This is a genomic window from Pseudomonas sp. S09G 359 (assembly GCF_002843605.1).
Taxonomy (GTDB): Bacteria; Pseudomonadota; Gammaproteobacteria; order Pseudomonadales; family Pseudomonadaceae; genus Aquipseudomonas.
This window is the reverse complement of record NZ_CP025263.1, coordinates 2,431,887-2,452,170: the sequence shown is the minus strand read 5'-3', so window position 1 is coordinate 2,452,170 and position 20,284 is coordinate 2,431,887. Positions and strand designations below refer to the sequence as shown.

The window sequence follows — 20,284 nt, the reverse complement described above, 5'->3', positions numbered from 1 at the left end:
CTGCACGGCCGACGCGCCCTAGAAAACCGTCATCCTGAGGCCAGTTTATGAACCTGATGTTACGGTGATAGCAAAAAAAACATCACGGTGACGAGAAGCCCGCTGCACTAGACTTGAAAGCCTAACGGCCCTTTCCCCCGGGTCCGCCAGGAGGCTCCGATGAAGCTGCTACCCCCCCTCGCCAGCCTGTTGCTGTGCGCCGCCCTGCCCTTCGCCGCCCATGCCGACAGCTGCACGGAAGTCGCGGTGGATGGCTACAAGGCGCCCGACTATGGCTGCCTGAGCCAGCAGATGGGCAATGACACGAATGCGACCAAGGCTGCGCAAAAAAACCGCGAGGCGCAAAACATCGGCGTGGAAAAACGCCTGCCAAACAAGGTGGGCCTGGCCACGCCGGCGGCCACCAGCGTGCGCATGGGCAATACCTTTGGCACATCGGTGAAACCGCAGCGGCCTTGAGCCGTTTAACGAAATTTTCAGATCCGCCCCCCTATGATTCCCCTCCTCGTTGGGGAGTAACCGGCTTCTGACTCTGTTGGAAGCGTTCGTATCAACATATTCGGCAACCTGCCGTGGTACGAACACCGTTTGGTTGGTGAGACCAGCGACACATCCATGCCTAAAGTCGGGCGTGTGGTTGTGTCGTTGTGTCCCATAGCCCGACTGGAAGCCTGACCGTGAACCCCATTTCCCTGCTCCTTCTCGCCCTGGCCATGTCCACGGACGCCTTTGCGGCGGCCATAGGCAAAGGCTCCAGCCTGCAAAAACCGCGTTTGAGCGAAGCCCTGCGCGCCGGCCTGATCTTTGGCGTGATCGAAGCCATTACACCGATGATCGGCTGGGCCATCGGCCATGCGGCCACCCGCTGGGTGGAAAACTGGGACCACTGGATCGCTTTTACCCTGCTGGTGGCACTGGGTTTGCACATGATCTGGAACGGGCTCAAGGCTGACGACGAGGAAGCCGAAAAGCCCACCCAGCACTCTTTCATGATCCTCGCCGTCACCGCGTTTGCCACCAGCATTGATGCGCTGGCAGTGGGCGTGGGCCTGGCGTTTGTCGACGTGAATATCCTGCTGGCCTCGGCGGCCATTGGCCTGGCGACCATGACCATGGTCACCCTCGGCATGATGCTCGGCCGGGTGTTGGGCACCGTGGTGGGCAAGCGGGCGGAGATGGTCGGTGGCGTGGTGTTGATGCTGGTGGGTGCGACGATTCTCTACGAGCACCTCTCGGTCTGAAACGCACACATAAACAATGTGGAAGGGGGCAAATCGAATCGTCGCACCGCCCCTCCCACATTAGACTTGCGCTGCACTCACGCCGCGTTACTTTCCTTTTTCAAACTGGCCATATCGATCACAAACCGATACTTCACATCGCCCTTGAGCATCCGCTCATAGGCCTCGTTAATATCCTGGATAGCGATCATCTCCACGTCCGAGACAATCCCGTGCTTGGCGCAGAAGTCCAGCATGTCCTGGGTCTCCTGGATGCCACCGATCAGCGAGCCGGCCAGGCTGCGGCGCTTGAAGATCAGGCCGAAGACTGCAGGCGACGGGTGCGGGCTGTCGGGCGCGCCGACCAGGGTCATGGTGCCGTCGCGCTTGAGCAGGTTGAGGAAGGCGTCGAGGTTATGCGGCGCGGCGACGGTGTTGAGGATAAAGTCCAGGCTGTTGGCAACCTTGGCCATTTCATCCGCGTTCTTTGACACCACCACTTGGTCGGCGCCCAGGCGCAGGCCGTCCTCGCGCTTGCTCGGGGAGGTGGTGAACAGCGTGACATGCGCGCCCATGGCGTGGGCGATCTTCACCGCCATATGCCCCAGGCCACCCAGGCCCACTACGCCGACCTTCTTGCCGGGGCCGACCTTCCAGTGGTGCAGCGGCGAATAGGTGGTGATGCCCGCGCACAGCAACGGCGCCACGGCGGCCAGGTTGGAATCGTCATGGGAGATGCGCAGTACAAACTTCTCCTTGACTACGATGCTGTCCGAGTAGCCGCCGAAGGTGTTCTCACCGCCGAATACCGGGCCGTTGTAGGTGCCGGTAAAGCCGTTCTCGCAGTATTGCTCCTCGCCCTCGGCGCAGGAGGCGCAGTGCTGGCAGCTGTCAACCATGCAACCGACACCGGCCAGGTCGCCGACCTTGAAGTTCTTGACGTTGCCACCCACGGCCGTCACGCGGCCGACGATTTCGTGGCCAGGCACCGAGGGGTAAAGCGTGTTATGCCACTCGTTGCGCGCAGTGTGCAGGTCGGAGTGGCAGACGCCGCAATAGAGGATGTCGATCTGTACGTCGTCGGCCCCTGGCGCACGGCGCTCGAAGGTAAAGGGCTTGAGCGTGTCCTTGGCGTTCTGGGCGGCGTAGCTGTAAGTCTTGGCCATTTCGTTCACCTGTGTGATCTGACGGTAGAGGTCAGTGGACCAGCATAGACGCTGAACCGTTCAACCGAGCACACCCGTACAAGCCCTTCGTCCGGTTTAGCGCAATAGTGAGCTAGAGTCTTTTTGCCCTACTCACCCAGGAGTTTTCCATGAGCACATTCGTTGCCAAAGACGGTACCCAGATCTACTTCAAGGACTGGGGCAGCGGTAAGCCCGTGCTGTTCAGCCACGGCTGGCCGCTGGATGCCGATATGTGGGAATACCAGATGGAATACCTGAGCAGCCGTGGCTACCGCACCATCGCGTTTGACCGCCGTGGTTTCGGCCGCTCGGACCAACCGTGGACCGGCAATGACTACAACACTTTCGCCGACGACATCGCGCAGTTGATCGAGCACCTGGACCTCAAGGACGTGACCCTGGTGGGCTTCTCCATGGGTGGCGGCGACGTGGCCCGCTATATCGCCCGCCACGGCAGCGCCCGTGTTGCCGGCCTGGTGCTGCTGGGTGCGGTCACCCCGCTGTTCGGCCAGAAAGCCGATTACCCACAAGGCGTGCCGACCCCGGTGTTCGACGGCATCAAGGAAGGACTGCTCAAGGACCGTGCGCAATTCATCGCGGACTTCAACACCCCGTTCTTCGGCATTAACAAAGGCCAGACCGTCTCCGAAGGTGTGCTGACCCAGACCCTGCAGATCGCTCTGTTAGCGTCCCTCAAGGCGACCGTGGATTGCGTCACTGCGTTCTCCGAAACCGACTTCCGCCCGGACATGGCCAAGATCGACGTGCCGACCCTGGTGATCCACGGTGATGGCGACCAGATCGTACCCTTCGAAACCACCGGCAAAGTAGCGGCCGAGATGATCAAGGGCGCAGAACTGAAGGTCTACAAGGACGCGCCGCACGGCTTCGCGGCCACTCACACCCAGCAGTTGAACGAAGACCTGCTGGCGTTCCTGAGCCGCTGATACGACTGAAACACCCTCTCCTTATTTGGCCGGGCTTGCCCGGCCTTTTTTTGCTCAGGCGAAACGCTGGCTCAGCACCAGGCGACCGGGCCCGGCGATCAGCACGCTGGTGAAAATGATCAGCAGCAACCAGCCGAACTGCCCTTCAAGCAACGTCCATTGCGGGTGCACCACCACCATGGCGATCAACAGCACCGCCAGGATCGGCAGGCACGCCAGACGCACCCGCACCCCCGTGATGATCAGCAGCGGGCAGAGTACTTCGGCAAAGATCGCCAGCAGCAAAGTGACGTTGGCGCCCAAATGAAACGGGTCTTCGATCAGCGTCAACTGCTCGCTGTAGTGGAGCAACTTGGGCAAGCCATGCACCCACAGCAGGAACAGCGCCCCACTGACCCGCAGAAACAGCAGCCCCAGAGCCTGACTTTTTGATTCGTTCATAAACGACCTATGCGCAAAAAACCGCTGGCGGTTGCACAGCGGCTATAGGGAGAGAGGGTTAGTCGATCAATGGCACATGCGCCGCACGTTTATACGGCCCGTACTCCACCGGTACCCACTGGAAGTGCTTGCCCTCGGTGGTGATATGGCCAATGCCCGGGAACGGCAAATGCGCCGCGGTCACCCAGATCTTTTCGGCAGCGGCCGCGCTGAACACCGCTTCGCGGCTCTTGATTGCCTGCTGGCCATTCACGTCAAACCCGATCGACACCTCAGGGTGCAGGAACTGCACGGCGAGGTTATGCACCAGGTCGCCCATGAACAGGATGCTCTGCCCCTGGGAGTTGAAACGGTAAGTGGTGCTGCCCGGCGTATGCCCCGGCTCCTGTGCCGTCTCGATACCTGCGATCGGCAGCTTGCCCGGCTCAAACGTCTTGAAACGCCCGGCGGCTATGTAGGGGGCGGTCGAGTCTTGGGCGATCTTGAAAAAGCCTTTGGCCGCCTCCGGGGCCTTGGCCAACGCCTGAGGGTCGAGCCAGTAATCGGCCTCGGCCTTGGCGGCATACACGGTGGCATTCGCGAAAATCGCTTGATGCTGCCCATCCACCAGACCGCACACGTGGTCCAGGTGCAGGTGGGTCAGCAGGATCGTGTCGACCTGGGACGGCTCATAACCGGCCGCCTTCATGTTCGTCGAGAGTTGCCCGGCGGTGGCGCCGATGCATTGGCCGGCGCCGGTGTCCACCAGGATCAGTTGCTTGCCGGTGTTGACCAAAAACGCGTTGAACGCGGTCTGCACGCCCGGGGTTTCGATGGAGCGGCGGGCCAGCAAGGCGCGGATCTGGCTTTGGGTCATGCCCTTGAGCAGCTTGGGCGACAGGTCGTTGTAGCCGTCGAACAGCGCCGTGACTTCATAGTCGCCGACCGCCAGGCGGAAGTAGCCTGGCGCCTGGGTACCGACCTGCGCGGGCGCGGCGGCAAACGAATGCCCCGAGGCCAATGCCACCGCGAGCGCTAAAGCAAACACCGATCTTCTTTTCATACTGTTACCCCTGAACATGCGTAAAGAGGCTGATTGTGTGCCCGCCGCGCCGCAGGAAATTGCAAGCCTGTGCTGACTACTCCTCCCCCGTGCCGGCAAACCCGGCGACGATTTCATCGATCACCACCCGCACCCGCGCCGTGTGGCGCAGGTCGGCGTGGGTGACCAGCCACACGTCGTAGGGCAGCGGGCGCGTGCGCTCCGGCCATAGGCGCACCAAGCCGTCGCGCTCGCCGGTGTACACCGGGATCTCACCGATGCCGATGCCGGCGGCAATCGAACGGCGCACCAGCAGGCTGGAACTCAGTGCCGCCACAATCCGCCCGCGCCCGAGGGGTTCGGACACCAGGGTCATGTCCTTCTGGCTTTGCAGGTAGGGTTGGTAGACCACCAGGTCGTGGCCTTCGAACAGGCTGCCAGGCTCGGGGATACCGTGGCGGTCGACATAGGCCTGGGACGCAAACAACCCCAGCGGCCAGCGCGCGATGCGCCGGGCGATCAGGTCGGGGTTGTCGGGGCGGGTATTGCGCACGGCAATGTCGGTTTCACGCTTGGCCAGGCTGAGGAACTGCGTGGACGCGTCCAGCTGCACGCGCACATCGGGGTGTTGTTCATGCAGGCGGGCAATCGCCGGGATGATGAAATCGATAGCCAGCGAGTCGGTGGTGCTGACACGCACGATGCCGGTCAGGCGGTCGTCCAGGCCCTGAATCTGGCGCTCCAGATCCAGCGCCGAGCGCTCCATTTTTTCCACCGAGCGCAGCGCGGCTTCGCCCACGGCCGTCAGGGCGTAACCCTCGGAGGTGCGCAGGAACAAGGTCGCACCCAAGGATTTTTCCAGGGCGTTGACGCGCCGGCCGACGGTGGCCTGGTCCACGCCCAGCACCCGGGCGGCACCGCGTAGGGAGGACTCGCGGCACACCGCCAGAAACACCCGTGCATCGTCCCAATTCATGCTGATTCCTTATGCTGCGTATTTGCATCAGAGCGCCGTATAATCGCTGCATTATTGCATCAATAATCTTGGATATGCTGGGCGCCAGAGAAAAATACCCAGGACCGCCATCATGCACGACACTCATTTTTCACCCCGCAGCGCGGTTTGGCTGCCGATCTTCGCCGGCCTGTGCGCCAGCCTGGTCAGCATCGGCCTGGCGCGTTTTGCCTACACACCGTTGATTCCGAGTTTGATCCAGGCGCACTGGTTCTCCGCCAACGACGTGGTGTACCTCGGCGCCGCCAACCTGGTGGGTTACCTGATCGGCGCGCTGATCGGCCGGCCCATCGCCCAACGCAGCTCTAACAAAAGCGCCCTGCGCTTCATGATGGTGGCGGTGACCCTGGCGTTTTTCGCCTGTGGTTTCCCGCTCTCGGTAGTGTGGTTTTTCGCCTGGCGCCTACTGTCGGGCATCGCCGGTGGCGCGATCATGGTGCTGGTGGCCGCCACCGTATTGCCCCATGTACCGGCGGAACGCCGTGGCCTGGCCAGCGGTGCGATCTTCCTCGGCATCGGCCTGGGCATTGCCGCCTCGGGCACCCTGGTGCCGCCGTTGTTGAGCCTTGGCCTGCAACAAACCTGGTTCGGCCTGGGCCTGCTGGCGGTCATACTCACCGCCGCCAGCTGGTTTGCCTGGCCCACCGGCACCGTGCATGAGGCACCGCTGCCGGCGGGCAGCGCAGCGCCGACACCTTCGGGGGTGTACCTGTTGTTTGCCCAATACGCCTTCATGGCGGCGGGCCTGGTGCCGGCCATGGTGTTTCTGGTGGATTACGTGGCCCGTGGCCTGGGTGACGGCGCGCATGTCGGTGCAATGATTTGGGTGATGTATGGCCTGGGTGCGATTGTGGGGCCGGTCACGTATGGCTTCCTGGCCGACAAACTCGGCGCACGCTGGAGCATTCGCCTGGTGTTGATGGTGCAAGCGGTCGCCGTTGGCCTACTGCCGTTTGCCGGCTCGTTTACCGCCCTCGCCGTACTGGCGGTGATCCTCGGTTCGTTCCCGCCAGGCATCGTGCCGCTGGCCTTGGCGCGGGTGCATGAACTGCTGCCCAACCATCACCAGCAACAAGTGGCGTGGAGCCGGGCCACCGTGTCCTTCGCCACGTTCCAGGCGCTGTCGGGCTTTGCCTACTCGGCCCTGTTCAACAGCAGCGGCGGCCAGCATGCGCAGTTGTTCCTGATTGCAGCGGCGGCGATTGTGGTCGCGCTGGCATTGGAGCTGGGTATGATCCTGCTGAACCGCCGACCACTCGCCACGGTCCCAACCCATACGCTCATCGCTACAGGTAACCTCAAATGACACTGCCTAAAGAAATGACCCTGATCGAAATCACCACCCCCGGTGGCCCCGAAGTGCTGCAACCGCGCCGCGCCGACGTGCCGGTGGCGGGCCCCGGTGAGATCCTGATCCGCGTGCACGCCGCCGGGGTCAACCGCCCGGACGCCTTGCAACGCGCCGGCAAATACCCGATGAAACCCGGCATGAACCCGTACCCGGGCCTGGAAGTGGCCGGCGAAGTGGCGGCGCTGGGCGACGGCGTGTCGGGGTTCAACCTGGGCGACCGGGTCTGCGCGCTGACCAATGGCGGCGGCTACGCGCAGTTCTGCAGCGTGCCGGCCGGCCAGGCCTTGCCGATCCCCGAGGGCATGGACTGGATTCAAGCCGCTGCCGTCCCGGAAACCTTTTTCACCGTATGGGCCAACCTGTTCGGCCTGGGTGATGCACACACGGGCCAGCGCGTGCTGATCCACGGCGGCACCAGTGGCATCGGCACCACCGCGCTGATGCTGTGCCGCGAGTTCGGCATCCAGGCCTTCGCCACCGCCGGCAGCGCCGACAAGTGCGCGGCCATCGCCGAGCTGGGCGCCGAGCCGATCAATTATCGCGAGCAGGATTTCGCCGAGGTCATCGCCGAACAAACCGACGGCCAGGGCGTGGACGTGATCCTCGACATCATGGGTGGCTCGTACCTCAACAACAACCTCAAGGCCCTGGCCATGGACGGGCACCTGGTGATGCTGGGTTTCCTCGGCGGTGCCAAGGCCAATGACGTCGACCTGTTGACCATCCTCGGCAAACGCGCGGTGATTACCGGCTCGCTGTTACGCCCGCGCAGCCACGCAGAAAAGGCTGCGATTGCCGAGCAATTGCGCGAGTACATCTGGCCAGTGCTGGCCGCCGGGCGTTGCCTGCCGATGATCGACAAAGTGTATGAATACACCGACGCGGCCCAGGCCCATGCACGGATGGAAGGCGGGGATCATATTGGCAAGATTGTGTTGCGGGTGGAGTAATCTAAAGGCCACACATCTGAATGTGGGAGGGGGCTTGCCCCCGATGGCAGTGGGTCAGCAACAGATGGTGTAGCTGATACACCGCTATCGGGGGCAAGCCCCCTCCCACATTGACCGTATTCTTAGTCGGAATAAGCGGGATAATCGGTGTACCCCACTTCGCCCCCGCCATACATCCCTTCTACCCGCAGCGGGTTCAGCGGCCAGCCGTTGAAAAGCCGCTGCGGCAGATCCGGGTTGGCAATGAACGGCCGCCCGAACGCAATCAGATCCGCTAACCCCGCGTCGACCAACCGCGCACCCCGCTCGGCGGTGTAGCGACCGGCGTAGATGATGCGCCCGCTGAACGTGTCACGCACGGCGCGGCGGAAGGTCTCCGGCAGGTCGGGCGCGTTGTCCCAGTCGGCTTCGGCGATGGAGACATAGGCGATGCCCGCCGCTTGCAGCACTTTGATCGCCTCGATATAGGTGTGGTGCGGGTCCTCTTCCACCAGGCCGATATACACGCGGTCCTGGTCGGTGCCGCTGAACAATGGCGAAAACCGCACACCGAGGCGTTCCGGGCCGACCACGGCACTCACCGCCTCGACGATTTCGCGCAAAAAGCGCAGGCGGTTGTCCAGTGAGCCGCCGTACTCGTCGTCGCGCCTGTTGGAGTGGGCCGAGATGAACTGGTTGACCAGGTAACCGTTGGCCGAGTGAATCTCCACCCCATCAAACCCTGCATCCAGGGCATTGCGGGCAGCCTGGGCGTAATGCGCCACCAGTTGCTTGACCTCAAGCGTGCTCAAGGCACGCGGCACCGGCGGCTGCACCAATTCGCCCGTACCTGGCCCGGTCTGGATAAACGCCTTGGCTTGCAACGCTGCGAGTGCCGACGGGGCCACCGGTGCCGCACCGTCAGGCTGCAAGGCATTATGGGACACGCGCCCCACGTGCCACAGCTGGGCAAAAATCACCCCACCCTCGGCGTGCACGGCGTCAGTAACCGTGCGCCAACCGTCGATCTGCGCCGGGGTGTAGATGCCCGGCGTCCAGGCATACCCCTGGCCACGGGGCTCGATCTGCGTACCTTCACTGACCATGAAACCGGCACTGGCGCGCTGGCGGTAATACTCGGCCATCAAATCGGTGGCGATATCCCCGGGTTGCGCGCTGCGTTGACGGGTCAGCGGCGGCAGCACGACACGGTTATTCAAGGTGTGGTGACCCAGTGTTATCGGGGTACTTAATACACTGTCAGTCATGCTGGAAACTCCAAATTCAGGACGAGCAAAAACACTGGCGACTCTTGCGAGTCGCCAACTAATAACGGGGTTAATTAACTTAAGCGGTGAGTTTCAGCAGGGCCTTGGCCACATCACTGGAACTGCCAGGGTTTTGCCCGGTAACCAACAGCCCATCGACAATCACGAACGACTGCCAATCAGCGCCCTTCTCATACTTGCCGCCCAACTTGATGAATTCATCTTCAATCAGGAACGGCACCACATCGGTCAACTCGACAGCGGCTTCTTCGGAGTTGGAGAAACCCGTCACGCGACGGCCCTTGATCAACGGCTCACCGTTGACAGCCTTGACGTGGCGCAAGGCACCCGGCGCATGGCACACAAAGCCAATCGGTTTACCGGCGCGCTCAAACGCCTCGATCAGCGCGATTGAAGTGGGCGACTCCGCCAGGTCCCACAGCGGGCCGTGACCACCCGGGTAGAACACGGTGTCGAAGTCGGTGGCGTTGACCGTGTCCAGCTTTACGGTGGTGGCCAGGGCCTGCTGCGCAGCCGGGTCGGCGGCGAAGCGGTGGGTTTGTTCGGTCTGGAAGTCCGGCAGGTCGCTGACCGGGTCCAGCGGCGGCTGGCCACCGGCCGGGGATGCCAGCACCACTTCGGCGCCGGCGTCCTTGAAGGCGTAATAGGGTGCAGCAAATTCTTCGAGCCAGAAGCCGGTCTTGCGGCCGGTGTCGCCAAGCTGGTCGTGAGAGGTGAGTACCATTAATACTTTCATTTTCCAGTGCCTCGATCGATGTGAATGTCAGTGTGTTCAGGGCTACCCAACAGCTGTCGGGTCAGTAACAGCGCCTGGTCAAAAGGCGCGGGTGTTCGGGTGATCTTGCTCATTACGCTGGCCCCCAGCCACAGGGCGTACAGCTGCTGGGCCAGGTGCTGCGGCCGGTGTTGCAACAACAGCGAGCCGTCTGCGACGCCGCGCTGCATGGCCACGGCGAGCAGTGCGATGGTGCGTGAGGTGCCGCGCTGCAGCGCCAGGCGCATCGGTTCTGAAAGGTCTGACACCTCCGCGCCGAGTTTGACGGCAAGGCATTTGCCCGCGTCGGTGCAGCCGGTCTGGTTGTCGATCCAGCAATGCCAATAGCGCATCAACTTGGCGCCGTGGGATAGGCCCGGTTGGTTGAAGAGTTGCTCCATGCCGTACACGTAGTTGTCGAAGTACGTGTCGAGCAATACAACGCCGAAGGCATCTTTGGAGTTGAAGTAGTGATAGAACGAGCCTTTCGGCACATCGGCGGCTTGCAGTATTTCGTTCAGGCCCACCGCCGAAAATCCTTTACGGCCGACAATCACTTGCGCCGTGTCCAGAATCGTCTGCCTTGCACTTTTGGTTTCACTGCTCATGCTTCACTCCGTCCGATTAGACCAGTCGTCTAGTTCGTTGGGTGAATGTTAGGAGCCGGAGCAAAAGCCGACAATGTCATATCCGCAAGGATTCCGGACATGGCTCGAAGTCGGTTGCCGTTTTCCCGGCGGCCGCCGACAATCCCTCTTCCCACGCCCCTGGAGACATACGATGCACAGCGTTGCGCTGATGGTTTACCCGAACTTCCAATCCCTGAGCCTCAGCCTGGGCTCGGTGTTCGAGTGCGCGAACCTGATGCGGGGCGAGCCGGCCTATGAGTTTCACCTGGTGTCGGAAAGCGGCGGCGCGGTGATGACCTCCCAAGGTTTCTCGGTGAATACCACGCCGATTCGGCCGGAAGGCTATGACACGCTGATCGTCAGCGGCTACCTGGAGTTTCGCCTGCCCGAGGCCAACCTGCTGGACCTGGTCAAGGCCGCGTCTGCGCAGTCACGCCGGATCGCCTCGCTGTGCATGGGCATTTTCGTGCTGGCCGAGGCTGGCTTATTGGACGGCAAGCGCGCCACCACCCACTGGATTCACGCGCCGGCCTTCCGCAAGCGCCACCCGGAGATCCACCTGGAAGAAGACAAACTGTTTGTGGTCGACGGCCAGGTCTGGACTGGCGCGGGCATGAGCGCCGGGGTGGACCTGGCGCTGGCCATGGTGGAGAAGGACCTGGGCAGCGACCTCGCCCGCCGCATTGCGCGCAAGCTGGTGATTGCCCAGCGCCGTGGCAGCGAGCAGTCGCAGCTGTCGGCCCTGCTGGAACTGGACCCCAAGTCCGACCGCGTGCAACTGGCCCTGGCCTACGCCCGCGAAAACCTGACCCATGATTTGTCGGTGGACGCCTTGGCCGATGTCGCCCGGCTCAGCCCGCGCCAGTTCAGCCGGGTGTTCCGCGAGGAAACCGGGCAAACCCCGGCCAAGGCCATTGAGTCACTTAGAGTGGAAGCCGCCCGGGCGATGATGGAAACCAGCCGCCACCCGGTGGAAGTGGTGGCCCGCGAAACCGGCTTCGGCGACCGCGAGCGCATGCGCCAGGCCTTCCTGCGCGCCTTCGGGCAACCGCCCCAGGCCATGCAACAGGCGTTTAATGCAGCGCCACCCGCGTGATCAGGTAAGTCACCAGCTGCGCATCGTCGTCCAACTCCAGCGCCTGCACCGGGCGCGGCAGGTTATCCAGCACCGTGCGCCAGAACGCCTGGGACGCTTCGTCCTGGTCATAGAAACGCACCAGCCAATCGGCCTCGCCGCTGCACAGCACCTGGGTGGCGATAGCGCGGCCGATGCCTTTGCGCCGGTAGCGCTTGAGGATAAACAGGTCGGCCAGCTCCAGGGCATTGATCCCCGGCAACTCACTCTCTTCGATCAACAGGAAGCCGGCGATATAGCCGTCGACCAGCAACAGGTTGGCGCTCCAGTGCGGGTCTTGCCAGTAGCGGTTCAGGTGCTCGTCGTGGATGTAGAAACGGCCGTCCGCCTCGACATCCTCCTGTTCCCAGTCCGAGGACTCGTAGGCGTAGTACTGGTAGAGATTGCGGATCAGTTCGGCGTCTTCGGGGCCGGTCTGGATCAATTCGACGGTGGTTTCAGGCATGGGGCTCTCGGTGAAAAAACGCAGGGCGCCATTGTTCACAAAAGTGCCGGCCAAGCCAATGGAAGGTCGAACCTTTCTACTCGCTGAACAGAGTGCAAATAGCGGTTGCCTCAGCCGAAACCTTGAAACATTTCGAATAAACTTCGCCCACCTCCGCTTTTCTCTCAAGGACACGTACTTTGACCACCGTCTGTTCCGCCGGCCTGGATGTGGGCTTTGCCTCCCTGGATTATCTGCAGATTTTTATCCTGGGCGTGATCCAGGGCATTACCGAGCTGTTGCCGGTGTCGTCCACCGCCCATATGCGTGTGGTACCCGCCCTGCTCGGCTGGCAGGACCCCGGCTCGGCGTTTTCCGCGGCGATGCAGTTGGCGGCCTTGGCGGCGGTGGTCAGTTACTTCTGGCGGGATGTGCGCCAAGTGACCACGGGCAGCATCGGCGCGGTGCGCCGGGGTGACTACAACGACCCCTGGTTCAAGCTGGCCGTGGCCATCATGCTGGCGACCGTACCGATCTGCATCGCCGGCCTGGCCCTGTCCTCCACTTTGAACGCCTGCAACTCGCCGTTGCGCGGCCTGATGGTGATCGGCATTTCCTGCGTGGTGATGGCGGTGCTGCTGGCCGTGGCCGAGCTGCGCGCCCGGCATACGCGGGACATGGGCCAGATGCGCCTGCGTGATGCGTTGATCGTCGGCATTGCGCAGATCGGCGCGTTGATTCCGGGCGTATCGCGTTCCGGCTCGACGCTGACGGCGGCGCTGTTTCTCAACTTCAAACGCGAAGAGGCCGCGCGCTTTTCATTCCTGCTGGGTTTGCCGGCCATCGCTCTCGCCGGCTTGAAAGAGCTGTGGGTGCTGCTGCACACCGACCTGCCCGCCCACGCCTGGCCGCATCTGTTGTTTGGCCTGGTGGTGGCGAGCGTCTCGGCGTTTTTTGCGATTTGGGGCTTGATGAAGTTCCTGGAGCGTTTCTCCACCTGGCCGTTCGTGATCTACCGCGCGCTGCTGGGGGTGTTCCTGATTGTGGCAGTCAGCACCGGGTTGTTGAGCTGAGGGAATATCACGGGGGCAGTCTGATAGAGTTGGGTTTTCAGCGCATGGCGACCCCTGAACATGTCTTTTTTAAAACGCGTCCAGCACCAGGAAATTTCACGGCCCAATCAACGCAGCTTTAAACCGGACAGCTGGAACGCGCAAATCGACCCCGCCACTGCCGACGAGCCGGATAAAAACCTGCAACAGGCAGGCCTCTGGTTTTATGCCGCATTCGAGGCGCTGCGCAAGCAGCTCAGCTACGCCGCAGACAAGAGAATACCCAGGCAGAACAAGCTGCTGGCCTTCATCACGCGCGCCAACCTGAACGCGATGATGTACGACGATACCACCCGGGAAATCGGCCAGAGCACCCGCGACCTCGACCCGGTGGAGAGCAGCAGGCTACAGATAGTACCCAAGCTTTCCGGCAATAACGGCGAGCAGTACTCTTTAGACGAAGTCACCCAGGCGGATATCGACGGGCTGTCTTTGCCGATCCAGATGGTACTGGCGCAACAAGGCGACCCTTCGGAACTTGATATCGCCACTGCGCGTTTCGACCTCAAGCGCGTCGACCATGACTATCAACTCGGTGCCTTCTACGGCGTACTTGAGCAGTACTGGGAGGATTGCCTGTGGAACGACTACCGGATCGATATAAATGACAAGGTCGTTCTCACGCCGGGAAACCGACACTTCGCCGCCTGGAAAGTGATAGGCCAATTTCGGCGCAATATCCTGGTTCATTCCAAGAGCAACGCCCGGCTCCTGAACTTTCAGAAGTACAGTGGAGAAAAAGCCCACAGCGAATTGGGCATCCCCCGCCCTATCCGTGCATTAACCACGACAGCGGACGGTGTCGCGCATTACCTCCTGGCCGATGACCACGACGTCGGGCGTTCAAGCGGCAGCATGTTCATGATCATTGATGAGGCCATGGAGCCCTACTACACCGGTTACAACGACTTTCACGCCCCCCGGCTGGCCGGGGCGACCATCAATGACGTGGTCCGGTGCTGGGCGGTTTTGTGGAGCCTGGTGAAATGCCTGTTGGAGGCCCCGGCAGTTCCGCCGGAAACGCTGCTGGGTGACCCATTGCTGGTGCACGCCGCCGCCCCGCTGATCGATAAAGCGGCACTGACCCAGGCCATCTCCGAGTCGCTGGGTATCAGCGCCGAGCGCAGCCTGGCAGTCATCGACTTTCTGACCTTTGATCACACCGACAAATCGGACAGCGGTAAGAACGAACTCTGGACTCAACCGCTGATCCCCTACAGCAACGACAAACTGCTGATTCTGTTTACGCCGTTGCTGTGCAGCACCACGCAACGCAACGTGAATATCTGGTTGCGCCAGATGGGGGCCGACCTGGCAGAGCGCGGCAATTCATTCGAAACCCATGTGCGCCAGGTCCTGGCCCACTACGCCGAGGTGTCGCGCCTGAAAAAGCACACCCGGCTGATGATGCATGCCTTCAAATTCAACTTACCCAAGACCGCTGCGCACGCGTACGAAGACATCGACCTTTTGCTGCTGATCGGCAACACCCTGGTCGTCGGCGAAGTGAAATGCTTCCTGCAACCGGCCGACGCACTGAGCACCTTCGGCCACCGCAAAAAGGTGGTCGACGCCTGCGATCAGTTAGCGCGTAAACTCGAGTACATCCGTGACCACGAAAAATCGTTCAGAAAGCAGTGCCTGAAAGCCAATTTCCGCCTGCCTGACAAGTTCACCATCCAACCCGTCGTAGTCTTGAATGGCCCTGCCCATTGCGGAATTCCCTATAACGGCACACCGATTGTCGATGTGGCCATCCTGTCGACGTTCTTCACCGGCGTGATCCGGCAAAACATTATCGAAAGCATCGCAGAGGGCGTGGTCTCCGAGGACCGGATCATTCTGTACACGGACCTTGCCAGCGCGCAGTCGAACCTCGCCGATTACCTGGCAAACCCGCCACAGCTGGGCTATATCAAAAACGGGCTGACAGAGAAAGTCTCAGGTCCTCACCACAACATCGCGAGTATCGACGACCTCTGCTACCGCCACTTCGAGGTGGTTTTATAAGATCACTTCTGCGACGCCTGCCACACGTTGCGAATCAACGCCTGCAGCTTCAAGGCTTCGGCCCAGCGATCACTGATCTCGCGGCCATCCGGGCCGGTGATGGCGTAGGGTGGCGGGCCCAGTTCGCAGGTGAACGACAGGCTCTGCGCGGCGTCGGCGCGGGTCAGCCAGTCCTGGATGCCGTAGCGCCACCAGCCGGTAAAGCGCTCGACCCAGGCCTGGTGCTGGGGAAACTCCAGCGAGACTTGCACCTGCTCGCTGCTGGCCACGCGGCCGTGGAAGCCCCAGCTGTGGCGCAGGATCGTGCGGATCTGCGCATCGTCCTCGGCGGCAGCGGGCTGCGGCAACTCGCGGCCGACCACGTAGTGGGACAGGTCGGCCAGCAGTTTCAGGTCCGGCATCTGCGCCAGCAAATCGAGGGTGAACAACAGGTCGTTGGTCAGACGGTAACGGTGGGTTTCCAGCAGGACCGGGAAGTCCACCTGCTCGGCCAGCCGTTGCCAGCCCTCGATCAGCCGGGCGGCCTCGGCCTGGGTGCGCGGGCGCACATCGGCTTGCAGGGTCAGGTGGTGGCAGCCATAGCGGCTGATCACATCCAGCGCCGCGGCGAGGTCGTCCACCGTCTGCGGAAACAGCTGGCCTTCGATCTGCAAGCCGTGGGCCTGGGCGGCGGCATGCAGCCGTGACACCTCGGCGGGTTTCCAGTAATGGTCGGTGATGCCGTCAAAGCCGGCGGCGGCGATGCGCTCAAGTTGCGCTTCGAGGGGGCCGGGCTCGGTCTGCATGGCCCACAGGGATTGGAACACCAGGAATTGGCGCATATCAGCCTCGCAGCAGGTGTTTGAGGGACAGCTCGGGGTCGCCCAGGCTGGCGATTGGCAGCGCGATGGCAGCGCTGATCAGCCGTTCGCAGAGTTTGATGTCCTTGGCCACGCTGTTGCCCGGGGCCCAGCCGCAGGCGCCTTGCAGGCGGTGTTCGGCGTCGAGGTAGAACAGCAGCAGGCCGCCGCCGGGCAGAATGCGGCTGACGGTCAGCGCAGTGATCACGCCGACGGTCTGCAAGCCCCAGTCGTATTGGTCGGACCAGAAGCCGGGGAGCGCCTCGAACGGCAATTCGCGCCCTAACAGGTTCAGTGCGGCGTGACGGCCCTGGGCCTCGGCATTGCGCCAGGTTTCCTGGCGCTGATACACACCGCCCAGGCGAAACTCGCACACATCCCCCGCGGCAAAAATATCCGCCACGCTGGTGCGCAGTTGCGCGTCCACGCGGATGCCCTGCCCGGTGTCCAACCCCGCCGCCTGGGCCAGTTCGAGGTTGGGTTGCATACCGATGCCGACCACCACCAGGTCGCAGGGCAAACGTTCGCCGTCGATCAACTGCACGGCGCCTTCGTGGATGCATTCCAGCGCCGCGTTCAAGCGCACGTCCACGCCTTGCTCACGGTGCAGGGTCAGCAGCGCGTCACTGATGGCCGCCGGCAGCACCCGGCCCGCCAGGCGTGGCCCGGCTTCCAGCAGGGTGACGGCACAGCCGAGGCTGCGCGCGGTGGCCGCCACTTCCAGACCAATAAATCCGCCGCCGACAACCACCAGCCGCGCGCCAGGGCGTAACGCGCTTTTCAGTGCCAACGCTTCATCGTGGGTGCGCAGGTACAGCACATTCGCCTGTTCCTGGCTCAGGCGCCGCGCCCTGCCGCCGGTGGCCAGCAGCAGACCGGCATAGCCAAGCCACTGGCCATCGGCCAATTGCAGGCGATGCTGCGGCGGGTCCAACTGGCTGACCGCGTTGCCGGCGATATGCTCGATGCCCAACTCGGCCAGCCGCGCGCTGTCGCACAGGCTGCACCCGGCCAGGTCCATGCTGCCCTGCAACAGGCCCTTGGACAGTGGCGGCCGCTCATAGGGCAAGTGCGGTTCATCGCCGATCAGGATCAGCCGCCCGCTATAGCCTTCTTCGCGCAGGGTCAGCGCGGCGCGGCCACCGGCATGGCCGGCGCCAACGATTATCAGAGGCAGGTTCATCATCCGGCCGTGACGGCGAGCAGTACCCGCCCCGCTTCGACCCGTACCGGGTAGGTCTTGAGGTTGACGCACACCGGTGCGCCCAGGGCCTTGCCGGAGCGGTAATCAAAGCGCCCGTTGTGCTTGGGGCACTCGATCACGTGGTCCATCACCAGGCCGTCGGCGAGGTGGATTTTTTCGTGGGTGCACAGGCCGGCGGTGGCGAAAAATTCATTCTCGGCCGAGCGGTACACCGCATAGGTGTGCGGCCCGTGGTCGAAGCGCAGCACATCTTCTTCGTCTATTTCGCCCACGGCGCAGACGTCGATCCATTGATCGTTCATGGCATATATCTCCAGGTGACACCTACCTTGTGGCGAGCAGGCCTGCTGTGGCGAGCGGGCTTGCCCGCGTTGGGCTGCGCAGCAGCCCCCAAGATCGGCAATCGAGTTTTATCTAAGGGAATGCGGCGTTCTTACTGGGGCTGCTCCGCAGCCCAACGCGGGCAAGCCCGCTCGCCACTTTTGGAGTCCTCGCCGGTATCGGCCGAGGTCGCGAGGGGCCGCTGCACGAAATACGTCGGGTCGCTGCGCTGCTTCCAGATAGTCGGCAGGATTTCCTTGTATGCCTCGAAAAGGTTGGCATACGGCGGCGGGCAATCGCCGCGGATCTCTTCGTGCAACTGTGCCAGGGCGTGGTACGGCACCATCGGGTACATGTGGTGTTCGAGGTGGTAGTTCATGTCCATGTAGATAAAGCGCAGCACGCGGTTCATGTAGATGGTGCGGCAGTTGCTGCGGTGGTCGAGTACATCCTCAGCCAGGCCTACGTGCTGGGTAAGGCCGAACACATAGCCGAGCCATGCGCCATAAATACTCGGCAGGCCCACCAGCATCAGCGGCAACCAGCTGTGCAGGTACAAGGCGGTGCCGATGATCACCGCGTAGATGCCGACCCAGATTCGTGCGGCGCGGAACACCTTGGACCATTCGGATTCGGGGATAAAGTCCGCCTCCTGGGCGCTCATCTTGCCGATCGCATGGCGCGCCACGCCGCTGAAGGTCTTCCAGGCCAGAGGCAGGTTGAACACGCTGAGAAACATCATCAAAAAGCTCGGCGGGCGCGGCTCAACGATCTCCGGGTCACGGCCAACCACGATGGTGTCGGTGTGATGGCGGGCATGGCTCCAGCGCCATACATGGGGCTCGAAGATGCACATGAAGCTCGCCACTTGGTACAGCGCGTCATTCATCCAGCGGGTCTTGAACGCAGTGCCGTGGCCGGTTTCGTGCCAGCGTGGGTTGGAGGCGGTGCCGTAGAGCACGCCATAGGCAATGAAGAACGGCACGCAGGCCCACGAGCCCCAGAACCAGAAGCCGCCAAAGCCGGTGGCCAGCAGCGCCAGCACCCAGATGCCGGTGTCGAGCAAGGCTGGGCCGTCGCGGCGCTGCATCAGTTCTTTCATGCGTTTACGCGAAATCGGCGATTGGTACCAACTGGCCGAGACCAGGCCTTTTTCGGCGGCACGCGCGGCTTCGGGGCCGGTGAGGCTGTAATCGCGCCGGGCGGTGTGAGCGGTGTGTTCAGGCATTTTTATTGTTCTCCGCAAGCGGGTGGTTTCTGGTGCTTTGTGAAACCAACGATAGAGCGCGGCTAAATCACCCTCAAGGCCTTGAATCCATTCCCTATCAAGCTATCATCCAGGCCCAGCGGGGCTTGATAGTTTTCTATCAAGACGCTCAAGGGGCCTGTCATGAACAATAATAAACGCCCGACCATCGCCACCGTTGCCGCCCACGCGGGCCTCAGCGTGGCCACCGTCGACCGGGTTTTGAATGCGCGCGCGCCGGTCAACCCGGACACCGCCGAACAAGTGTTCCAGGCAGCTGAAGCCGTGGGCTACTTCGCCGCGCGGTTGATCGGCCAGCGCATTCGCGAACGCCGCCCCACCTACCGCTTCGGCATCCTGCTGCTGGGCACCGCCCAGGCGTTCTATGCCAACCTTGCGCAGTCGATCAGCGCGGCGGCGCAGCATCACGCCACGGCCAACCTGACCTGTCAGTTCGAGTACATCATTGACCGCACACCCAGCGCCATCGTCGCGCAGATCGAACAGTTGGCCGTGCAGTGCGACGCCCTCGCCGTGGTCAGCTTCGCCCACCCGTTGATCAACGCCACCCTTGCGCAAATCCGCGAGGCCGGCGTGCCGGTGGTGGCCCTGCTTTCGGATATCCACGAGCAAGCCGCCGAGCCCTATGTGGGCCAGGACAACCACGTGGTCGGGCGCACCATGGGCTGGCTGCTGGCGCGCACCTGTGGCGCGCGCAAAGGCAGCGTCGGGATTCTGTTGGGCGGCCACCGCTTCCTCGGCCACCAGGCACGGGTCGAAGGCCTGCACAGCTACCTCGCCGAACACGCGCCGGGGCTTAAACCCCTGGACCCGCTGATCAACCTCGACAACTGCGACATCACCGAAGAAGCCACCCTCGACCTGCTCACCCGCCACACCGACCTGCGCGGCTTGTGCGTGGTCGGCGGCGGCGGTGACGGCGTGATCAGCGCCCTGGCCCAACTGCCCAAGCGCCCGGCGCTGTGCTGCATTTTGCAGGAGTCCACCGAGCTGTCGCGCCAGGCGCTGAGCCAGGGTCTGATCGATGTGGTAATGGACTCGCAGCCGCGCCAGACGGCGGTGGCATTGGTGGAGTTGCTGGTGGAATTGCAGGGGGCCGAGGGTTTTGATCCGGTGCGGCACCGGGTGTTTATACCGCCGCAAATCGTCACATCAGAAAACATGTGCACCTGACCGCCCCACCCACATT

21 protein-coding genes and 1 riboswitch are annotated in these 20,284 nt (G+C 62.6%); of the genes, 9 read left to right on the top strand and 12 right to left on the bottom strand.

All coding sequences use genetic code 11. The features are described from left to right. The first annotated feature begins 159 nt into the window (after nucleotides 1-159). Both CXQ82_RS11260 and mntP read left to right on the top strand, forming a co-directional pair. Complete coding sequence (locus tag CXQ82_RS11260; protein ID WP_101268847.1) at nucleotides 160-459, top strand: hypothetical protein; 300 nt, start codon at nucleotides 160-162, stop codon at nucleotides 457-459. 39 nt (nucleotides 460-498) lie between these two features. Next, nucleotides 499-667: riboswitch (yybP-ykoY riboswitch) on the top strand. Between the two features lie 10 nt (nucleotides 668-677). Next, nucleotides 678-1,241, top strand: a complete 564-nt coding sequence (mntP, locus tag CXQ82_RS11255) for a manganese efflux pump MntP (protein WP_101268845.1) — start codon at nucleotides 678-680, stop codon at nucleotides 1,239-1,241. Between the two features lie 77 nt (nucleotides 1,242-1,318). On the opposite strand, the gene CXQ82_RS11250 is transcribed toward mntP, so the two are convergent. Next, complete coding sequence (locus CXQ82_RS11250) at nucleotides 1,319-2,386, bottom strand: NAD(P)-dependent alcohol dehydrogenase (protein WP_101268843.1); 1,068 nt, start codon at nucleotides 2,384-2,386, stop codon at nucleotides 1,319-1,321. Between the two features lie 149 nt (nucleotides 2,387-2,535). Between CXQ82_RS11250 and CXQ82_RS11245 the strand changes: the two genes are divergently transcribed. Then, nucleotides 2,536-3,354, top strand: coding sequence for an alpha/beta fold hydrolase (locus CXQ82_RS11245; RefSeq protein WP_101268841.1), 819 nt, complete (start codon nucleotides 2,536-2,538; stop codon nucleotides 3,352-3,354). Nucleotides 3,355-3,408: 54 nt separating this feature from the next. Here CXQ82_RS11245 and CXQ82_RS11240 read toward each other — a convergent pair whose 3' ends face one another. From CXQ82_RS11240 to CXQ82_RS11230, 3 genes are all read right to left on the bottom strand, one after another. Beyond that, nucleotides 3,409-3,795: a DoxX family protein gene (locus tag CXQ82_RS11240; RefSeq protein WP_101268839.1), complete on the bottom strand. Its 387-nt coding sequence runs from the start codon at nucleotides 3,793-3,795 to the stop codon at nucleotides 3,409-3,411. Nucleotides 3,796-3,853: 58 nt separating this feature from the next. Continuing rightward, nucleotides 3,854-4,837 carry an MBL fold metallo-hydrolase gene (locus CXQ82_RS11235; RefSeq protein WP_101268837.1) on the bottom strand — a complete coding sequence of 328 codons (984 nt, stop codon included), beginning with the start codon at nucleotides 4,835-4,837 and terminating at the stop codon, nucleotides 3,854-3,856. Nucleotides 4,838-4,913: 76 nt separating this feature from the next. Beyond that, a complete protein-coding gene (locus CXQ82_RS11230; RefSeq protein WP_101268836.1) occupies nucleotides 4,914-5,792 on the bottom strand; it encodes a LysR family transcriptional regulator in 879 nt (292 codons plus the stop codon). Nucleotides 5,793-5,904: 112 nt separating this feature from the next. On the opposite strand from CXQ82_RS11230, the gene CXQ82_RS11225 reads away from it, so the two are divergent. Both CXQ82_RS11225 and CXQ82_RS11220 read left to right on the top strand, forming a co-directional pair. Then, the gene (locus CXQ82_RS11225) at nucleotides 5,905-7,137 is read left to right on the top strand and encodes a YbfB/YjiJ family MFS transporter (RefSeq protein ID WP_101268834.1); all 1,233 of its coding nucleotides are present in this window, start codon (nucleotides 5,905-5,907) and stop codon (nucleotides 7,135-7,137) included. After that, complete coding sequence (locus CXQ82_RS11220) at nucleotides 7,134-8,132, top strand: NAD(P)H-quinone oxidoreductase (RefSeq protein WP_101268832.1); 999 nt, start codon at nucleotides 7,134-7,136, stop codon at nucleotides 8,130-8,132. The genes CXQ82_RS11225 and CXQ82_RS11220 overlap by 4 nt, the downstream gene beginning before the upstream one ends. A 122-nt stretch (nucleotides 8,133-8,254) precedes the next feature. Here the strand turns inward: CXQ82_RS11220 and CXQ82_RS11215 are convergent, their stop codons facing one another. The 3 genes from CXQ82_RS11215 to CXQ82_RS11205 form a co-directional block, all read right to left on the bottom strand. Beyond that, nucleotides 8,255-9,379: an alkene reductase gene (locus CXQ82_RS11215; RefSeq protein WP_101268831.1), complete on the bottom strand. Its 1,125-nt coding sequence runs from the start codon at nucleotides 9,377-9,379 to the stop codon at nucleotides 8,255-8,257. 79 nt (nucleotides 9,380-9,458) lie between these two features. Further along, nucleotides 9,459-10,136 carry a type 1 glutamine amidotransferase domain-containing protein gene (locus tag CXQ82_RS11210; RefSeq protein ID WP_101268829.1) on the bottom strand — a complete coding sequence of 226 codons (678 nt, stop codon included), beginning with the start codon at nucleotides 10,134-10,136 and terminating at the stop codon, nucleotides 9,459-9,461. Next, complete coding sequence (locus CXQ82_RS11205; RefSeq protein ID WP_101268827.1) at nucleotides 10,133-10,762, bottom strand: TetR/AcrR family transcriptional regulator; 630 nt, start codon at nucleotides 10,760-10,762, stop codon at nucleotides 10,133-10,135. Before CXQ82_RS11205 ends, CXQ82_RS11210 begins: the two co-directional genes overlap by 4 nt. 172 nt (nucleotides 10,763-10,934) lie before the next feature. On the opposite strand from CXQ82_RS11205, the gene CXQ82_RS11200 reads away from it, so the two are divergent. Then, entirely contained in the window at nucleotides 10,935-11,879 is a 945-nt protein-coding gene (locus CXQ82_RS11200; RefSeq protein WP_101268825.1) for a GlxA family transcriptional regulator, read from the top strand. Here CXQ82_RS11200 and CXQ82_RS11195 read toward each other — a convergent pair. Continuing rightward, on the bottom strand, nucleotides 11,857-12,363 hold the full coding sequence (locus CXQ82_RS11195; RefSeq protein ID WP_101273763.1) for a GNAT family N-acetyltransferase: 507 nt from the start codon (nucleotides 12,361-12,363) through the stop codon (nucleotides 11,857-11,859). The two genes, CXQ82_RS11200 and CXQ82_RS11195, sit on opposite strands and share 23 nt — an antisense overlap. Nucleotides 12,364-12,542: 179 nt before the next feature. On the opposite strand from CXQ82_RS11195, the gene CXQ82_RS11190 reads away from it, so the two are divergent. Then, complete coding sequence (locus CXQ82_RS11190) at nucleotides 12,543-13,415, top strand: undecaprenyl-diphosphate phosphatase (protein WP_101268823.1); 873 nt, start codon at nucleotides 12,543-12,545, stop codon at nucleotides 13,413-13,415. Nucleotides 13,416-13,475: 60 nt separating this feature from the next. After that, nucleotides 13,476-15,464 (top strand): hypothetical protein, encoded by a 1,989-nt coding sequence (locus tag CXQ82_RS11185; protein ID WP_101268822.1) that lies wholly within the window; start codon nucleotides 13,476-13,478, stop codon nucleotides 15,462-15,464. Between the two features lie 2 nt (nucleotides 15,465-15,466). Here the strand turns inward: CXQ82_RS11185 and CXQ82_RS11180 are convergent, their stop codons facing one another. The 4 genes from CXQ82_RS11180 to CXQ82_RS11165 form a co-directional block, all read right to left on the bottom strand. Continuing rightward, a complete protein-coding gene (locus CXQ82_RS11180; RefSeq protein ID WP_101268820.1) occupies nucleotides 15,467-16,285 on the bottom strand; it encodes a sugar phosphate isomerase/epimerase in 819 nt (272 codons plus the stop codon). A 1-nt stretch (nucleotide 16,286) separates the two neighbouring features. Next, on the bottom strand, nucleotides 16,287-17,486 hold the full coding sequence (locus CXQ82_RS11175) for an NAD(P)/FAD-dependent oxidoreductase (protein ID WP_101268818.1): 1,200 nt from the start codon (nucleotides 17,484-17,486) through the stop codon (nucleotides 16,287-16,289). Further along, nucleotides 17,486-17,809, bottom strand: a complete 324-nt coding sequence (locus CXQ82_RS11170; RefSeq protein WP_101268816.1) for a MocE family 2Fe-2S type ferredoxin — start codon at nucleotides 17,807-17,809, stop codon at nucleotides 17,486-17,488. Before CXQ82_RS11170 ends, CXQ82_RS11175 begins: the two co-directional genes overlap by 1 nt. Before the next feature lie 131 nt (nucleotides 17,810-17,940). Further along, complete coding sequence (locus tag CXQ82_RS11165) at nucleotides 17,941-19,056, bottom strand: fatty acid desaturase family protein (protein WP_101268814.1); 1,116 nt, start codon at nucleotides 19,054-19,056, stop codon at nucleotides 17,941-17,943. A 162-nt stretch (nucleotides 19,057-19,218) separates the two neighbouring features. On the opposite strand from CXQ82_RS11165, the gene CXQ82_RS11160 reads away from it, so the two are divergent. Next, entirely contained in the window at nucleotides 19,219-20,268 is a 1,050-nt protein-coding gene (locus CXQ82_RS11160; RefSeq protein WP_101268812.1) for a LacI family DNA-binding transcriptional regulator, read from the top strand. Nucleotides 20,269-20,284 lie beyond the last annotated feature (16 nt).

Coding starts and splice junctions, on each gene's coding strand:
- CXQ82_RS11260 (WP_101268847.1), top strand. CDS start 160: ATGAAGCTGCTACCCCCCCTCGCCAGCCTGTTGCTGTGCGCCGCCCTG.
- CXQ82_RS11250 (WP_101268843.1), bottom strand. CDS start 2,386: ATGGCCAAGACTTACAGCTACGCCGCCCAGAACGCCAAGGACACGCTC.
- CXQ82_RS11245 (WP_101268841.1), top strand. CDS start 2,536: ATGAGCACATTCGTTGCCAAAGACGGTACCCAGATCTACTTCAAGGAC.
- CXQ82_RS11240 (WP_101268839.1), bottom strand. CDS start 3,795: ATGAACGAATCAAAAAGTCAGGCTCTGGGGCTGCTGTTTCTGCGGGTC.
- CXQ82_RS11235 (WP_101268837.1), bottom strand. CDS start 4,837: ATGAAAAGAAGATCGGTGTTTGCTTTAGCGCTCGCGGTGGCATTGGCC.
- CXQ82_RS11230 (WP_101268836.1), bottom strand. CDS start 5,792: ATGAATTGGGACGATGCACGGGTGTTTCTGGCGGTGTGCCGCGAGTCC.
- CXQ82_RS11225 (WP_101268834.1), top strand. CDS start 5,905: ATGCACGACACTCATTTTTCACCCCGCAGCGCGGTTTGGCTGCCGATC.
- CXQ82_RS11220 (WP_101268832.1), top strand. CDS start 7,134: ATGACACTGCCTAAAGAAATGACCCTGATCGAAATCACCACCCCCGGT.
- CXQ82_RS11215 (WP_101268831.1), bottom strand. CDS start 9,379: ATGACTGACAGTGTATTAAGTACCCCGATAACACTGGGTCACCACACC.
- CXQ82_RS11210 (WP_101268829.1), bottom strand. CDS start 10,136: ATGAAAGTATTAATGGTACTCACCTCTCACGACCAGCTTGGCGACACC.
- CXQ82_RS11205 (WP_101268827.1), bottom strand. CDS start 10,762: ATGAGCAGTGAAACCAAAAGTGCAAGGCAGACGATTCTGGACACGGCG.
- CXQ82_RS11200 (WP_101268825.1), top strand. CDS start 10,935: ATGCACAGCGTTGCGCTGATGGTTTACCCGAACTTCCAATCCCTGAGC.
- CXQ82_RS11195 (WP_101273763.1), bottom strand. CDS start 12,363: ATGCCTGAAACCACCGTCGAATTGATCCAGACCGGCCCCGAAGACGCC.
- CXQ82_RS11185 (WP_101268822.1), top strand. CDS start 13,476: ATGTCTTTTTTAAAACGCGTCCAGCACCAGGAAATTTCACGGCCCAAT.
- CXQ82_RS11180 (WP_101268820.1), bottom strand. CDS start 16,285: ATGCGCCAATTCCTGGTGTTCCAATCCCTGTGGGCCATGCAGACCGAG.
- CXQ82_RS11175 (WP_101268818.1), bottom strand. CDS start 17,486: ATGAACCTGCCTCTGATAATCGTTGGCGCCGGCCATGCCGGTGGCCGC.
- CXQ82_RS11170 (WP_101268816.1), bottom strand. CDS start 17,809: ATGAACGATCAATGGATCGACGTCTGCGCCGTGGGCGAAATAGACGAA.
- CXQ82_RS11165 (WP_101268814.1), bottom strand. CDS start 19,056: ATGCCTGAACACACCGCTCACACCGCCCGGCGCGATTACAGCCTCACC.
- CXQ82_RS11160 (WP_101268812.1), top strand. CDS start 19,219: ATGAACAATAATAAACGCCCGACCATCGCCACCGTTGCCGCCCACGCG.